14 protein-coding genes are annotated in these 15,115 nt (G+C 61.8%); 9 read left to right on the top strand and 5 right to left on the bottom strand.

Features of this window, described 5'->3' with window-relative positions:
- Positions 1–4: 4 nt before the first annotated feature.
- Entirely contained in the window at positions 5–1,234 is a 1,230-nt protein-coding gene (locus GKQ23_RS00890) for an alpha-hydroxy acid oxidase (protein ID WP_212408178.1), read from the top strand.
- Between the two features lie 10 nt (positions 1,235–1,244).
- On the top strand, positions 1,245–1,946 hold the full coding sequence (locus GKQ23_RS00885; protein ID WP_212408177.1) for a substrate-binding domain-containing protein: 702 nt from the start codon (positions 1,245–1,247) through the stop codon (positions 1,944–1,946).
- 35 nt (positions 1,947–1,981) lie between these two features.
- Here GKQ23_RS00885 and GKQ23_RS00880 read toward each other — a convergent pair whose 3' ends face one another.
- Complete coding sequence (locus tag GKQ23_RS00880; protein WP_212408176.1) at positions 1,982–3,016, bottom strand: LacI family DNA-binding transcriptional regulator; 1,035 nt, start codon at positions 3,014–3,016, stop codon at positions 1,982–1,984.
- Positions 3,017–3,253: 237 nt separating this feature from the next.
- On the opposite strand from GKQ23_RS00880, the gene GKQ23_RS00875 reads away from it, so the two are divergent.
- The 7 genes from GKQ23_RS00875 (at position 3,254) to GKQ23_RS00845 (ending at position 10,852) form a co-directional block, all read left to right on the top strand.
- Positions 3,254–4,561 carry an MFS transporter gene (locus GKQ23_RS00875; RefSeq protein WP_212408175.1) on the top strand — a complete coding sequence of 436 codons (1,308 nt, stop codon included), beginning with the start codon at positions 3,254–3,256 and terminating at the stop codon, positions 4,559–4,561.
- 20 nt (positions 4,562–4,581) lie between these two features.
- Positions 4,582–5,220, top strand: a complete 639-nt coding sequence (locus GKQ23_RS00870; RefSeq protein WP_212408174.1) for an aldolase — start codon at positions 4,582–4,584, stop codon at positions 5,218–5,220.
- 34 nt (positions 5,221–5,254) lie between these two features.
- Positions 5,255–6,397, top strand: coding sequence for a beta-propeller fold lactonase family protein (locus GKQ23_RS00865; RefSeq protein WP_212408173.1), 1,143 nt, complete (start codon positions 5,255–5,257; stop codon positions 6,395–6,397).
- A 57-nt stretch (positions 6,398–6,454) separates the two neighbouring features.
- Positions 6,455–7,189 carry a hypothetical protein gene (locus GKQ23_RS00860; protein ID WP_249168387.1) on the top strand — a complete coding sequence of 245 codons (735 nt, stop codon included), beginning with the start codon at positions 6,455–6,457 and terminating at the stop codon, positions 7,187–7,189.
- A gap of 102 nt (positions 7,190–7,291) precedes the next feature.
- Positions 7,292–8,695, top strand: a complete 1,404-nt coding sequence (locus GKQ23_RS00855; protein ID WP_371819985.1) for a cytochrome c — start codon at positions 7,292–7,294, stop codon at positions 8,693–8,695.
- The gene (locus GKQ23_RS00850; protein WP_212408172.1) at positions 8,682–9,221 is read left to right on the top strand and encodes a sugar dehydrogenase complex small subunit; all 540 of its coding nucleotides are present in this window, start codon (positions 8,682–8,684) and stop codon (positions 9,219–9,221) included. Before GKQ23_RS00855 ends, GKQ23_RS00850 begins: the two co-directional genes overlap by 14 nt.
- Entirely contained in the window at positions 9,218–10,852 is a 1,635-nt protein-coding gene (locus GKQ23_RS00845) for a GMC family oxidoreductase (protein ID WP_212408171.1), read from the top strand. The genes GKQ23_RS00850 and GKQ23_RS00845 overlap by 4 nt, the downstream gene beginning before the upstream one ends.
- Positions 10,853–10,925: 73 nt before the next feature.
- On the opposite strand, the gene GKQ23_RS00840 is transcribed toward GKQ23_RS00845, so the two are convergent.
- From GKQ23_RS00840 to GKQ23_RS00825, 4 genes are all read right to left on the bottom strand, one after another.
- Positions 10,926–12,062 (bottom strand): porin, encoded by a 1,137-nt coding sequence (locus tag GKQ23_RS00840; RefSeq protein ID WP_212408170.1) that lies wholly within the window; start codon positions 12,060–12,062, stop codon positions 10,926–10,928.
- A 496-nt stretch (positions 12,063–12,558) separates the two neighbouring features.
- Positions 12,559–13,320, bottom strand: coding sequence for an amino acid ABC transporter ATP-binding protein (locus GKQ23_RS00835; RefSeq protein WP_212408169.1), 762 nt, complete (start codon positions 13,318–13,320; stop codon positions 12,559–12,561).
- Positions 13,317–14,222 carry an amino acid ABC transporter permease gene (locus GKQ23_RS00830; RefSeq protein WP_056237588.1) on the bottom strand — a complete coding sequence of 302 codons (906 nt, stop codon included), beginning with the start codon at positions 14,220–14,222 and terminating at the stop codon, positions 13,317–13,319. Before GKQ23_RS00830 ends, GKQ23_RS00835 begins: the two co-directional genes overlap by 4 nt.
- The gene (locus tag GKQ23_RS00825) at positions 14,219–15,115 is read right to left on the bottom strand and encodes an ABC transporter substrate-binding protein (RefSeq protein WP_056237589.1); all 897 of its coding nucleotides are present in this window, start codon (positions 15,113–15,115) and stop codon (positions 14,219–14,221) included. Before GKQ23_RS00825 ends, GKQ23_RS00830 begins: the two co-directional genes overlap by 4 nt.

Genomic DNA, 15,115 nt, shown 5'->3' with positions numbered 1-15,115 from the left:
TGTTATGACAACCTCAGTCAGCCCCTCATCGTTGACCGCCGCGGCTCCGGCCGTGACAACAGCCCCAGAGCCGGCAAAGAAAACGCCGCGTGCGTTCCGCGATCTGCTGTCGCTGGACGACTTTGAGCGCCATGCGCGCCGCCGGCTGCCGAATATGATCTATCAGTACGTCGCCGGCGGCGTGGAGAGCGGCCAGGGGATTGCCGGTAACTTTGACGCCTACCAGCGCTTTAAATTTATCCCGCGCATGTTCCGCGACGTCTCGGGCCGCAGCCAGGCCACCACGCTGTTCGGCCACACGTATCAGCATCCGTTCGGCGTGGCACCGCTGGGCGGCGCCTCCTTTGTCGCCTATCAGGCCGATATTGCGCTGGCTAAGGCCGCGCGGCAGATGAACGTGCCGATGATCCTCAGCGCCTCGTCGCTGGTCAGGCTGGAGGACGTGCACGCCGCCAATGCCGATGCGTGGTTCCAGGCCTATCTGGCCGGCGATCAGCCGCGCATTGACCGTCTGGTGGAACGCGTTGAAGCCGCCGGATACCAGACGCTGGTGGTTACCGGCGACACGCCAATGCTGGGCAACCGCGAGCACAACATCCGCAGCGGGTTCAGCATGCCGATTAAAATCACCCCGAAGGTGGCGTTTGAAAGCGCCATAAACCCGCGCTGGCTGCTGGGCACCGTCGCGCAAACCTTCCTGCGCCACGGCGCGCCGCACTTTGAAAACACCGACGCCGAGCGCGGCCCGCCGATGATGTCCGGCAAGGTGCGCAACACCAACGCCCGCGACAAGCTGTGCTGGAAAAACGTTGAGGCCATCCGCAAAAAATGGCGCGGCAATCTGGTGATTAAGGGGCTGATGTCGCCGGAGGATGCGTTTATCGCCCGCGACCTTGGTGCGGACGCGGTGATCCTCTCTAACCACGGCGGACGTCAGCTCGATCACACCATTCCGCCGCTGTATACGCTGGCGGAGATCGCCGCCAGCAAAGGCGCAATGAAGGTGATTATCGACAGCGGCATCCGCCGCGGCACCGACGTGATGAAGGCGATGGCGCTGGGGGCCGACTTTGTGTTTCTCGGCCGTCCGTTCCTCTACGCGAGCGTTATCGGCGGCCAGCGCTGCGTGGAGCATGCGATGCATATTCTTAGCGACGAGATCGACCGCGACCTGGCGCTGATCGGCGTGCGAACCCCGGCAGAGCTGGATGCCAGCTACCTGCGTAAACTGTAAGGAGATGGAGATGAGCGCCCAGCAAACCGTTAAGCTGTTCAGCGTACTGGCGATCCGCGCCGCCTTTGACCGGCTGCTGCCGCTGTGGCAGCAGCGCTGTCCGCAGGTGGAGCTGCAGGTAGAGTGGGCCCCCACCACCCGCATTGAGCAGTGGATAGCCGATGGCCGGCGCGCCGACGCGGTGATTGTCACCACGGAAGCCATGGACCGGCTGGTGGAGCAGGCGGTGGTGGAGGCCGGCAGCCGCCGCGAACTGGTGGATTCAACCATCGGGGTGGCGACGCTGCCTGATGCCGCACAGCCGGACCTCAGCAGCGCGGCGGCGCTGAAGCAGAGCCTGCTCCAGGCCCGCTCGGTGGGCTATTCGCTCGGCGGTGCCAGCGGCATCTGGTTTAAAACGGTGCTGGAGCGGCTCGACATCACCCAGGCGGTGAACGCCCGCGCCAGCACTATCGACGAGGGGTTTACCGCCCGGCTGCTGCTGGAGGGAAAAGCGGATCTGGCCGTGCAGCAAATCAGCGAGCTGCTCACCGTGCCGGGCATCAAAATCGCCGGGCCGCTACCGGATGAGCTACAAAAGGTGCTCTCATTCCCCGGCGCGCTGTTCCGCAACGCCGGCCGGCCCGCTGAAGCCGCCGCGCTGCTGGCGTTTCTGCGATCGGACGCAGCACGCGAGGTGTTTCAGGCCTGCGGCCTGACGCCACGAGCCTGATCGTACCGCGCGATGAAGCAGAGATAAGACAGGCCTCAGCGCGGCTGGCGCGGCGGTGAGCCGGTGCTGCCGCGCACGATCAGCTCCGGCTTCAGCAGCGTCTGGCGCGGCGCGGGCTGGTCGTTCAGCGTCGCCAGCAGGTAGTCGGCGGCGAGCAGGCCTATCTGGTCCAGTTCCACCCGCATGGTGGTCAGCGGATGCTCCAGATGTTCCGCGTACTCGTAGTCGTTAAAGCCGGTGATCGAAATGTCGTTTGGAATACGCAGGTAGCGTTCGGCCGCCGCGCGCATCGCACCAAACGCCAGCAGATCGTTACCACAAATCACCGCCGTTGGCGGCACCGGGCCGTCCAGCAGCCGGAACATGGCCTGACGGGCGTCATTCATGGTAAAAGCGCTGTTGATCAGATTCTCCTCCGCCAGCGTCAGCCCCGCCGCCGACAGCGCTTCGCGCGTGCCGGTAATACGATCGGAGACGCGGTCGTTGGACGGCGGGGTCCCGACGATCACCGCAAACTGCTTATGCCCCAGCCCCAGCAGATGGGACGTTATCTCAGCGGCGGCCTGCTCGTTGTCGTAGCCAATGCTCGGGTGGCCCGCGTCGACCGAGAAGGTCTGGATGCAGGGGATCCCCAGCTGGTTGATGCGCTCCCTCAGGCGCGGGTGGTGAGAATTCCCCACCAGCATCAGCGCATCGATGCCGTACTCGATCAGCTTGTTGACCTCTTTCAGCTCGGTATCCGGGTCGAAATCGGAGTTGGCCAGCAGCAGCGTGTAGCCAGACTGGTGGATCTTCTGCTGAAACGCCGCCAGCGGCCGCGAGAACGTTTCCGTCGCCAGCGTCGGCACCACCGCGCCAATGGTCATGCTGCGCCGGGAAGCCAGCGTGCGCGCCGCGCGGTTAATCACGTATCCCAGCTCCTCGCAGGCGCGTTCCACCGCCTGACGGCTGGCGGCTTTCACCGAGGTGCTGCCGTTAAGCACCCGGGAGACGGTGGCCGTTGAAACCCCGGCGTGGTGGGCAACGTCTTCCAGCGAGACCCGCGCGGGGGCGGGGAACTTGTCGGACATGTTGGAACTCCTGACTGAAATTAGTGACCTCGCCCACAAAATTTGCAGACAATCTGAGGTTCATTTTGAAAGCGCTTACTTTTGGCTTGACTGATTTTTGTAATCGCTTACTTTTAACGACATGTTATCAGACACCCGGAAAATTTCACCCGATGATAACAAAAAAAACCGGGACAACGGCTTCCCTGCGTTTCCACCTCAGCCGTGGAAAACACCGAGATAATAAAGGAATTCACCATGCGTAGATACCCACGAATCCGATGGCTGATGATCGCCTTCTGCTTTTTCGCTATCGCCATCAACTATATAGACCGTATTAACCTGGCCATCGCCGCGCCACATATTAAAGCCGACCTCGGGCTGGATGACACCAGCATGGGGCTGATCCTCGGTGCCTTCTTCTGGACCTATGCGCTGATGCAGATCCCCGCAGGGCGCATGATCGACCGCCTGGGCGCACGCGCCGGTCTGGCCATCGCGGTCGGCTGGTGGTCACTGTTTACGGTGTTCACCGCGTTTGGCCGCGGCTTCACGTCCATTTTCGCCTCGCGTTTAATGCTCGGCATCGGTGAGTCCGGCGGCTATCCCGGTTGCGCCAAGGTGGTCTACTCGTGGTTTGCCAAAAAAGAGCGCGGAACCGCCAGCGGCATCTTCGACGCCGGCCCGCGCGCCGGAAGCGCTATCGCCCTGCCGCTGGTGGCCTGGCTGATCAGCACCTGGGACTGGGAGACCTCCTTCGTGGTCACCGGCGCGCTGGGACTGATCTGGGTGGTTATCTGGCTGATGTTCTACCGCGAACCGGAGGAGATGAAGGGCCTCGACGAGCAGGAGCGCCAGAATCTGCTGGAGGACCGCAGCGTCAACGTGGTCGACAAAAGTGAGAAAGTCAGCATCCGCGCGCTGTTCCGCTACCGCACCGTCTGGGGGATGATGATCGGCTTCTTCTGCATGAACTTCGCCACCTACTTCTTCGTGACCTGGTTCCCGACCTACCTGACCATCGCCCACGGCTTCTCCCTGAAAGAGCTGGGGACGCTGGGTGCGATCCCGGCGCTGATGGGTATCCCCGGCAGCCTGCTGGGCGGTATCTGTTCCGACTGGATGTACCGCAAAGGTTTCTCGCTGACCACCGCGCGCAAAACCTGCCTGATCGCCGGCATGCTGCTCTCTTCGGTGATCGCCTTTGCCGCCTTTACCACCAGCATTCCGCTGATCCTGACGCTGTTCTCACTGACCTACGCGGGCCTGGCCTTTACCGCCTCCAACATCTGGACCCTGCCCGCAGACGTTGCGCCCAGCTCCGGCTATGTCGGCACGCTGGGAGGGATTCAGAACTTTGCCGGCAACCTGGCGGGGATCGTTACCGCTTCATTTACCGGCCTGATGCTGACCCTGAGCCACGGTTCCTTTGTCGTGCCGCTGCTGGTCGCAGGCGGTATCTGCCTGTTCGGCGCGTTTAACTTTATGTTCATCATGGGCAAGGTTGAACCGCTGGTGCTGAAAAACGCGGATGCTGACGCCAGACCTGCCGCCACCCATTCATAACAAACGAACCGAGAAACGCGATGAACAATGAACAACAGCTTCGTGAAGAGATCGTCTGGGCCGGTGCCAGCCTGTTCCGGCGCGGCTACACCGTCGGCACCGCCGGCAACATCAGCGCCCGGCTGGATGACGGCTGGCTGATTACGCCCACCGACGCCTGCCTCGGGCGTCTGGAGGCGGCGAAAATTGCCAAAGTCTCTGCCACGGGGGAGTGGCTCTCCGGCGACAAGCCGTCCAAGACGCTGCTGCTGCATCGCCAGGTGTATGACCGAAACCCCGAGGTGAACAGCGTGGTGCATACCCACTCCACCCATCTGGTGGGGCTGACGCTGCAGGGCGTCTGGCAGCAGAGCAGCATTCTGCCGCCGATCACCCCGTATCAGGTGATGAAGGTCGGCCGCATTCCGTTAATCGGCTATCGTCGTCCCGGCGCGGCGGACGTTGCGCACCAGGTCGCGCAGCTGGCCTGCGAAGTCCGTGGCGTGATGCTGGAGCGTCTCGGCCCGGTTGTCTGGGGCGGCAGCGTCATCAGCGCCTGTGCGGCGCTGGAGGAGCTGGAAGAGACCGCCCGCCTGTGGCTGCTGGCGGCGGAAAAACCGCAGCCCCTGAGCGAGCAACAGGTTGCCGAGCTGTGTGAGACGTTTGCCACCCGCTGGTAGGCGGGCTGCTGAACCCCGTCCACAAGGAGTCACAATGAAAAAAATGCTTACCGCGGCCGCGCTTCTGGCGCTGACCGCAGGCTGCGCCCAGGCGCAAAGCCGGGTTTACGTCTCCAATGACGTCAGCGGTACGGTGACCGGCTACCGGCTGGACACGTCACGCGGCACGCTGGAGGCCACTGGCACCTTCCCCGCCGGAAAAAAGGCGATGTCGTCGGTGGTCTCACCGGATCATAAAATGCTGTACGTTTCGGTGCGCAGCCAGCCTTACCGCGTGGTCGCGTACCACATTGAGGCCGACGGCCAGCTGCAGAAGCGCAGCGAAACGCCGCTGCCGCAGAGCATGGCGTATCTCTCCACCGATCGTTCGGGCCGTTTCCTGCTGAGCGCGTCGTTCGGCGGCGATCTGGTCAGCATCAACGCCATTGACGGCCAGGGTAATGTGGTGGAGAAGCCGGTGCAGGTGGTGCATACCGGCAAGCGCGCCCACGCCGTGCAGGTTGACGCGGAAAACCGCTTCCTTTACGTGACGCAGCTCGGCACCGACCAGCTGCTGCAGTTCCGCTTTGATGCCGGCAGCGGCCGCGTCACCCCGCTCGATCCGCCGTTTATCAATATCCAGCATGAGGCGGCCACCGGCCCGCGCCATTTTGTCTTCGCCCCGTCGCGCGACGGCCACGGTCAGCGCAATATGTACATCCTCAACGAGATGGCGGGCAATATTACCCGCGTCACGCTGGACGACCAGGGCCGCGCCACCGCGCACGAAGACGTTTCGTCCGTCTCACCGGATGAAGACATGCAGCGCGGCGAGGCGCGGCCGCTGACCGGCGATGACGATTTGCCGCCGTCGGCGAAGCCACGCATCTGGCAGGCGGATATCCACATCACGCCGGACGGCCGTTATCTCTACGCCACCGAGCGCACCAGCAGCACCCTGACCTCGTTCCGCGTCGATCCCACCGACGGCCATCTGACCCGCCTGGAAAGTATTAAAACCGAAGCGCAGCCGCGCGGATTTGCCATCGATAACAGCGGCCGGTTTCTGATTGAGTCCGGCCAGAAGTCAGATCACATCTCGCTGTACCGCATCAATCCGGCAGACGGTGCGCTGACGCTGGCCGGCCGCTATCCGGGTGGCGACGGTGCCAACTGGGTGACGCTGGTCGAACCCTGAACGTTCCTCCCGCCCGGCATAAGCAGCCGGGCTTTTCCCCTGCATTAAGGAGTTTTAATGAACCTCAAACCTCACGCCCTGCTCTGCGCCCTGCTTGCCACCGGCCTGATGACCGGCAGCGTTAACGCCGCCACCGCAGAGAAAGCGGCGGTGGCCGACGGCAAAGAGCAGGTGGTGGCGACCGATCTGGAGCCGCTGCACCACGTGATCCTGGAAAACCAGTACGTGACGGTAATGCGGGTGATGATTCGCCCGGGCCAGTCCACGCTGTTCCACGAGCAGCATCTTGACTACGTCAACACCCACGTTGACGGCAGCATGGTGCATATCTCCTACCCGGATAAACCGGCCAAAGACCACTGGATGAAAACCGGCGACGTGAAGTTTGGCCAGCACCAGGGCAAGTCGGACGAAGACAAGGTCACCAATACCGACACCACGCTGAACCACCAGGTTTCCTTCGAAATTAAGCAGAACGGCCCGCAGAACTTCGGCGACGCCAGCCGTCCGGCGGTAGCGCAGTTCCGCCAGGTGCTGGATGAGAAGACCGTGCGCGGCTGGAAGGTTGTCCTGCAGCCGGGGGAAGTCGCGCCGGGCTACGTCCAGCACGGGCCGGGGGTGCGGGTGTTCTTTACCGAAGGCCGCCTGCTGCTGGCGGTGCCGGGTAAACCCAACCGCACGCGGGAGATTTGGGTGCACCGCGGTGACGCCTTCCTGACCGAACCCGGCGAGGTGCAACTGATCAACGGCGGCGACACGCCGCTGCAGTTTAACGACTACGAACTGCTGTAACTCTTTTTTGCCCGCGCGCGGTTGTGCGCCACGCGCGGGCGTTTGCCGTACCGAAGTCCCTATAAAACTACAAAAATTTTTCATTTTACAGGAGCAAGTCAGGTGAGACGTCTTAGTCTTCCGCTGGCCGTCAGCCTGATCCTTTTCAGCGGGATGAGCACCGCTGAACCGGTTGATTCCGGGGATCGGGCGCTGATGGCCAGGGGACAATATCTCGCGACCGCCGCCGACTGCGGAGCCTGCCACACCTCGCCGCACCAGGGTGAACCGATGGCCGGCGGTTATGCGATCGCTTCCCCGATGGGAAGCATATATGCCAGTAATATCACCCCCTCCCCCACCGCCGGTATCGGTGACTGGAGCGAAGCGGAGTTTGCCCGCGCGGTGCGTGAAGGGATCAATAAACAGGGTCAGCACCTTTATCCGGCGATGCCTTACCCCTCCTACGCGAAAATCAGCGATGAGGATATTCACGCCCTTTACGTCTGGTTTATGCACGGCGTCAGGCCGGTGGACGTTGCCGCACCGCAAACCCGCCTGCCGTTTCCCTTCAGCCTGCGCGCGTCAATGGCGGTGTGGAACCTGCTGTTTGCTGATAACACGCGCTTTGTCCCTTCACCGACGGCGAGCGATGAGGTCAACCGGGGTGACTATCTGGTCAACGCGCTGGCCCACTGTGATACCTGCCACACGCCGCGTAACCTGCTGATGGGCCAGCAGAATGACCAGCCGCTGGCCGGCGGCAGCCTCGGCAGCTGGTACGCGCCCGACATCACCCCGGATATGCAGTCTGGGATCGGCAGCTGGAGCAAGGCCGAACTGGCGCAGTATCTGAAAACCGGCCACGTCAGGGGTAAAGCGCAGGCCGCAGGCCCGATGGCCGAGGCGGTTGAACACAGCCTGCAGCACCTGACGGACCCGGATATCAACGCCATCGTGGCCTATCTGCAGCAGGTGCCCGCCTCCGGCGGCGGCGCGGCGCGCTCCCGCGACGGCTTCGGCCAGCCCTCGTCCACAGAGCAGCAGCGGCGCGGCGATAACAGGGCGGATGATGCCGGCTGGCAGATTTACAGCAGCACCTGCGCCGCCTGCCACCAGCCTGACGGCCAGGGCACCGCCCGTTACCCTTCGCTGTTCCACAATACCGCCACCGGCGCAGAACAGGCCGATAACCTGATCGCCACCATTCTGTTCGGCGTGCAGCGCAGGGTGAAAGACGAGGCGGTGGCGATGCCCGCCTTCGGCCCCGCAGCGGCGTGGACCGACCGCCTCAGCGACCGTCAGGTTGCCGACGTCAGCAACTATGTGCTGCAGCAGTACGGCAATCCCGCGCTGCACGTTACCGAACAACAGGTACAAACCGTGCGCGAAGGCGGTGAAACCCCGCTGCTGGTCAGGCTGACCCGGCCCTGGGTGCTGACCGCAGTGGTTATCGTCGCGGGCGCAATCGTCGCGGGCGGCATTGCCCTCGCACGCAGAAAACGGAGGCGCTATGGCGCAAAATAATTCCGGCGCCGGACTGAGCCGTCGCCGCCTGCTGCAGGGGATGGCGGTGCTGTCGCTCAGCGCCGCCTGCAGCGCCCTGTTCCCCGCGGAGATGGCCCGTGCGGCGGCCAGCGCCGCTCCGCTACAGCGCTTCAGCGAAGTGTCTGCTTTCCTGGTCAGCCGCCCGGTCGGGGCGATCCTCAGCCGCCGCTATCTGGACGCGCTGACCCGTCACTACCCGAACTTTCCGGCGCAGCTCGACGCACTGGCCACCGCGCTCGCCCGGCGTAGCGATACGCATGTGGATGCGTTTCTGCAGGACACCGCCGCCGGTACGCCGCTGCACGACACCGCCACGCTGATCGTCAGCGCCTGGTACACCGGCGTGGTTGGCGAGGGGGCGAAGACGGAGCTGATCGCTTATGCGGACGCGATGATGTACCTGCCCACGCAGGGTATTCTGGCGGTACCCACCTACGGCGGCGGGCCGGATTCATGGGGCGAGAAGCCCGGGGTTTCAACGGCACAACAGGGAGCAACGGCATGAACCAGTATGATGCTGACGTGATTATTATCGGATCCGGGGTGATGGGCGGCCTGATCGCCACGCAGCTGGCGAAAGCAGGCAAATCGGTGATCATCGTTGAAGCCGGGCCAAGAGTGAAACGCCAGGACATCGTGGAGCGGTTCCGCAGTTCGCCGTTCAAGATGTCGCTGACCAATATGAAGCTGCAGGGGGTGGGTTCGCCTTATCCCGACCTGCCGCACGTACCGTCCACCTACGGCAGCTACCTGCAGCAGACCGGCCCGGTTAAGTACCCGACCAAATATCTGCGCGTGGTCGGCGGCACCACCTGGCACTTTGGTTCGGCGCTGTGGCGGATGATCCCCAATGATTTCAGACTCCACAGCCTGTATGGCCGCGGCCGCGACTGGCCGATTGGCTATGACGAGCTGGAACCCTGGTACGGCGCGGCCGAGCATGAGCTGGGCGTTTCCGGCGTCGACGGTCAGGATGAGAGCGGCCAGGGCGGTAAAGCATGGCCGCCGCGTTCAACGCCGTTTCCGATGCCGGGCCTGGAGCCGAGCTATCTGTTTAAGCGCCTTTCCGTGCTGCTGGGTAAGGGCGGGTTTAACCCGGTGATGGAGCCTAACGGCCGCGCCACCCGGCCGTGGAAGCGCCGTCCGGTGTGCGGCGGTAACAATAACTGCAACCCGGTCTGCCCGATCGCCGCCAAATACGATGGCTCGATGCACATTGATGAGGCGGAAGAGCACGGCGCGCGGCTGCTGGATAACTCGGTGGTCTGCCATATCGAAGCAGGTGACGACGGCGCGATCCGCGCTATCCACTATAAGAAGCCCGACGGCAGCCAGCACCGGCTGACGGCGAAGCATTTCGTGCTGGCCGCTTACGGCATCGAGTCACCGAAGCTGCTGCTGATGTCCACCTCAGAACGTTATCCCAACGGCATCGCCAACCGCTCCGACCAGGTTGGCCGCAATCTGATGGGCCATACCGGCATCAGCATGAACGTGATGATGAACGAGGACGTCTGGCCGGGCCAGGGCCCGACCGAGCTGCTGGTGTATCTGAACAACCGCGACGGCGCGTTCCGCAGGGATTTCCCCAGCTATAAGATCAAGGTGCGCAATACGGTGCCGACGGCGGACTATGCGGCCTCGCTGATCCAGAAAGGCGTGCTGGGATCGCAGCTGGACGCTGAGCTGCAGCGCCTTTCCGCACGGTCGCTGAACTTTGCTATCGACTTTGAGACGCTGCCGCTGGCGGAAAACCGCGTGGTGCCGAGCAAAACCAGAAAGGACGCCATCGGCATTCCTCTGCCGGAGATTTACTACAGCGTGAACGACTACTGGCACGCGGGTAAGGAACAGGGGCTGAAGGACTTCGCCGAGTTTGCCCGGCTGCTGAACGCGGAGGTGTCAAAGATTGATACCGGCTATCAGGACCGTCAGCACATTATGGGCACCACGATAATGGGCGACGATCCGAAGGATTCGGTCGTGAACCGGCACTGTCAGAGCCACGACCACCCTAACCTGTTTATCGCCGGCACCAGCGTGATGCCGTCCGCCTCCTGCATGAATCCGACGCTGACCGGTGCAGCGCTGAGCCTGCGGCTGGCGGATTATCTGCTGAATACGGTGAAGGTGTAAGCTGAAGGCGGGGAGCCGGGGTTTACCCGGCCCCCTGCCTCAGGTCAGCGGACTGAAGCCGCACGCCATTCCGTCAGAAGTTGTAATACCACGTCATCCAGGTTGAGTTGGGCTCTTTACTGCCACGCGCCGAGAGCGTCTGTTCCAGCGTCACCGAGACACCGTGACCAAAGTCAATGTTGGTTCCGAGATAGGTATGGGTTGCGTGGTACGGGTTTGAGCTGCGCAGCTGCAGGCTGTCTTCAGCCACGTAGGGTTGAATGCTGTTCAGGAAGGGTTTACCCAGCCTAAAGGTATAGCCGACATAGCCCTCCAGCCCGTAGCCTGAACCGGCAAAGTAGTGTGAGAGGTTTTTGCCACGCGTATCCGGCACAAAATCTTTGTAGTAGCTGGCGGTACCCACAATGTACCAGTTATCCGGCTGCCAGGTGGCCGCAAGGCCGGAGAGCTGCTGCCGGTAGCTTTTCTTCTGCGAACGCGCCCTGTCTTCCATCACGGCATCCGTATAGCTGTAAGCCGCACTGAGCATCAGCGTTTTCGTGGCGCTGTAATCAAAGCCAAAACCGCCGCCGCGACGTCGCCGGTAGGTGTTACCGTCCGCCATATGCAAACCGTCCTCAGGCAGCAGGTAATTGGCATAAAGTTTTACCGGCCCAAAGGTATTGGTGTACATAAAGCTGCGTTTGGGGCGGTTGGCACCATCGTAGTCGCCGCTGATGCCGTTAGCGGTGCCGCCCGCCAGGCCGTCGTTGTCCCACATATCACTCTTCATCCCCACCACCGAGTAGTAAATGCCAAACTGGTGGCCGTAGGTCAGCGTACCGAAGCGTTCATCCTTAAAGCCGCCGTAGAATTTACGCTGCCATTCTCGCTTGCTGCTCTCATCGTAGTGACCGCCCCAGCTTAGCACATGGGGAAGATCCACCCCCCACTCATAGTGAACGATCGCCGAGGTCTGTGGGGTCAGCGCGTAGTCGCCGCCAAAACGAAAACGCGTCCCCCCGTCGTGCCCGCGGCGATAATACCCGGGCTCCGGCCCCGCGTTAGAGATCCATTCCGGGCGGATGCTGCCGCCAACGGTCAGGCTGAGGGGGGCCAGCAGCAGATTACTGTTTGGGTTTTTATCTAAAACGGTAATTTCAGCACGTGCTCCTGCAGAAAAAATTAAGGACAGTGCTGATATACCGGAGCAAAGTTTAATTCCACGCATTGTTATCACTCCCTGTAAATTATTATTCAGACGCGTAACAGGCCGTCTGTCGGATCCCGGCGTAAGCGTGCGTCACCCTCATCAGGCGATGAGAATGAGAAACAACGCAGGGTAAAACCAGAGAATTGATAAGAAAAAATAGGATGATCAAACTCTTCCCTCGATGATTCGAAGTCAGATTTGAGCCATCATCAAATAATCGTAATTAATCCATTTTATTACGTAATTAACGCGGAGGATTTTATTGCCTCTGTCCTTAATTAGCATTCAGCCGACAAAAAATGAATAAAAGCAGAAACAGGACGAACAGATAAGAGGTGATTGACGTTATTTGGCGTCAGCTCACAAAATTAACGTTACGGCGAGAAGAAAAACGACGGCTATTTAGCTGGCGTACAAATTCGTATTCAAAATGACGGCATGTTATCTGCGCGCGGGTTCGGAGAAATGCACAGCGATGATACGGCCGCCTTCCCTGGCGACCGTGTGATGAAAGTTAAAGCACGCTGGCAAGAAACTCGCGGAAGCGCGGATGCTGCGGGGCATCCAGCAGGGTGCGGGCGTTGCCGCTCTCCACCACTTTACCCTCATCCATAAAGACGATATTGTCCGCCACTTCGCGGGCAAAGCCGATCTCATGGGTGACCACCACCATGGTGATACCGGAGTGGGCCAGCTGCTTCATCACCTGCAGCACTTCGCCCACCAGTTCCGGATCCAGCGCCGAGGTCGGCTCATCAAACAGCATCACCTCCGGCTCCATTGCCAGCGCGCGGGCAATCGCCACCCGCTGCTGCTGGCCGCCGGACAGCTCGCGCGGCCAGGCCATCGCGCGGTGCGCCAGACCGACCTGCTCAAGCAGTTTCAGCGCGCGTGACTCCACCAGCGGCCGCTTCTGGCGACGAATGCGCAGCGGCGCATCCATCACGTTCTGCAGCACGGTGCGGTGCGGAAACAGGTTGAACTGCTGGAACACCATGCCAATGCTCTGGCGCTGCAGGGCCACCTGATGTTCAGGCAGCTCGACCAGCTGCTGACCTTTGCGGCGATAGCCGATCAGCGTCTCCCCGACGTGGATGGTGCCCGCGTCGAGTTTTTCCAGATGATTGATACAGCGCAGCAGGGTGGATTTCCCCGAGCCGGAGGGCCCAAGGATCACCGTTACCGAACCGGCGGCAATGTCCATATCGATGCCGTGCAGCACCGTTTTACCGGAAAACTGTTTGCGAATACCGCGCAGACGGATGGGCTGACTCATAAACGTTCCTCCTGGGTCCCCGGCGAACGTTTAAACCAGCGGCGCGCCTTAGCGGGCGCGTTGCCGCGGCTGTACCACTGCTCCACGTAATACTGCCCTACCGAGAGCACCGAGGTCATCAGCAGATACCAGGCGGTGGCCACCAGCAGCAGCGGGATCACCTCATAGGTACGCTGATAGATGATCTGCGCCGAGTAGAGCACGTCCTGCAGCGCGATTACCGAGACCACGGCGGTGGTTTTCAGCTGTCCGATCACCTCATTACCCGCCGGTGGCAGAATAGTGCGCATCGCCTGCGGCAGCACGGTCTGACGGAAAATCTGCCCAGGGCGGTAGCCCAGCGCCTTCGCCGCTTCCAGCTGGCCGGGGTTCACGCTCTGGATACCGGCACGAATAATTTCTGCCGCATAGGCCGACTGGTGCATCACCAGGGCTATCACCGCCGCGCTGAACGGGCTGATAATCTCATTGGTGGTGGCACTCCACACTTCTCCCAGCCCGGGAAGGCTGAGCGACAGCTTAGGATACAGCGCGGCAATGTTGTACCACAGGAACAGCTGCACCAGCATCGGCACCGCGCGGAAAAACCAGGTATACGCCCAGCTGACGCCGACCAGCACCGGGTTCGCCGACAGGCGCATCAGCGCCAGCAGCGTGCCGCCGGCAAAGCCAAACAGCACCGAAATCAGCGTCAGCCTGATGGTCATCACCACCCCGGCGAGAATCGAATCCGCCGTCAGGTTCTCGGCCACCACGTCCCACTCAAACCGTGGGTTGCTGACCACCGACGAGGCCATCAGCGCCACCAGCAGCAGCACGATCAGGGCGCTGAACCAGCGCCCGTAGTGACGATGTCCAACGATCGGCAGCCCGGCGGTGTTGTCGTCAGGCCGCAGACTCATTTAGCAATCTCTTCGTTAAGACCGGCGGATTTCACCGCGCCAAAGCCGATTTCCCACTTGTCGAGGATCTGCTGATAAGTGCCGTCCTTAATCAGCGAATTCAGCGCCGCCTGAACTGGTTTTTCCAGCGGTGAGCCTTTCGGCAGGGCAATCGAGACGATGGTGTCTTCAATGGTGATCTCACCGGCCAGCGCCAGCGCTTTCACCTGGCTGGCCTGGTAGCGCAGGCCTTCGTACGGGCCAAAGAACATCGGCACGCGGCCGCTGATCACAGCCTGCACGCCCGCCGGGCGGTCAGGGAAGATCGGGATGTTAATCGCCGCTTTCCCGTCAGCGACGCAGGCGTCGCTGGCCTGCTGCAGGCGGGTCACCTGAGAGGTGCCGGCACCCGCGCCCACGGTCTGACCACAGAGTTCAGTGAAGGTGTTAAACGGCCCGAGGCCGGCGTCCTTGCGTGAAACCAGCGCCAGTTTTGAGGCATTGTAGTAGCCGACAAAATCGACCTGCTGCAGGCGTTTCTTGTTGGCGTCAATGTTGGAAGCCGCCACGTCATAGCGGCCGGACTTCAGGCCCGGAATAATATTGTCAAAGCCGCCGGTATCGCGCCAGCGCACCGGAATACCCAGACGATCGGCCACCGCGCTGACGATATCAATTTCACGGCCCGCCAGCGTTTTATTATCCGCCTGATAGAAGGTGGTCGGCGGCGTGTTCGGGTTAGTCCCCGCCACGATATAGCCTTTTTTAAGGATATCCGCAGGCAGCGTGGCGTGCAGGGCTGCATCCGCTTTGGGCTTAACGCTGCTGCTGAAGGCCACGTCCTGGTCTGCGGCAAGCGCGGAGGTCACCGGGATCAGTGCCAGTACGGCAACGGTCAGGGCTTGATATTTCAT

Source organism: Erwinia sp. E602 (assembly GCF_018141005.1).
GTDB lineage: Bacteria > Pseudomonadota > Gammaproteobacteria > Enterobacterales > Enterobacteriaceae > Erwinia.
The sequence above is the reverse complement of the archived record's forward strand: the minus strand, read 5'-3'. Positions and strand labels throughout refer to the sequence as shown.

Coding starts and splice junctions, on each gene's coding strand:
- GKQ23_RS00890 (WP_212408178.1), top strand. CDS start 5: ATGACAACCTCAGTCAGCCCCTCATCGTTGACCGCCGCGGCTCCGGCC.
- GKQ23_RS00885 (WP_212408177.1), top strand. CDS start 1,245: ATGAGCGCCCAGCAAACCGTTAAGCTGTTCAGCGTACTGGCGATCCGC.
- GKQ23_RS00880 (WP_212408176.1), bottom strand. CDS start 3,016: ATGTCCGACAAGTTCCCCGCCCCCGCGCGGGTCTCGCTGGAAGACGTT.
- GKQ23_RS00875 (WP_212408175.1), top strand. CDS start 3,254: ATGCGTAGATACCCACGAATCCGATGGCTGATGATCGCCTTCTGCTTT.
- GKQ23_RS00870 (WP_212408174.1), top strand. CDS start 4,582: ATGAACAATGAACAACAGCTTCGTGAAGAGATCGTCTGGGCCGGTGCC.
- GKQ23_RS00865 (WP_212408173.1), top strand. CDS start 5,255: ATGAAAAAAATGCTTACCGCGGCCGCGCTTCTGGCGCTGACCGCAGGC.
- GKQ23_RS00860 (WP_249168387.1), top strand. CDS start 6,455: ATGAACCTCAAACCTCACGCCCTGCTCTGCGCCCTGCTTGCCACCGGC.
- GKQ23_RS00850 (WP_212408172.1), top strand. CDS start 8,682: ATGGCGCAAAATAATTCCGGCGCCGGACTGAGCCGTCGCCGCCTGCTG.
- GKQ23_RS00845 (WP_212408171.1), top strand. CDS start 9,218: ATGAACCAGTATGATGCTGACGTGATTATTATCGGATCCGGGGTGATG.
- GKQ23_RS00840 (WP_212408170.1), bottom strand. CDS start 12,062: ATGCGTGGAATTAAACTTTGCTCCGGTATATCAGCACTGTCCTTAATT.
- GKQ23_RS00835 (WP_212408169.1), bottom strand. CDS start 13,320: ATGAGTCAGCCCATCCGTCTGCGCGGTATTCGCAAACAGTTTTCCGGT.
- GKQ23_RS00830 (WP_056237588.1), bottom strand. CDS start 14,222: ATGAGTCTGCGGCCTGACGACAACACCGCCGGGCTGCCGATCGTTGGA.
- GKQ23_RS00825 (WP_056237589.1), bottom strand. CDS start 15,115: ATGAAATATCAAGCCCTGACCGTTGCCGTACTGGCACTGATCCCGGTG.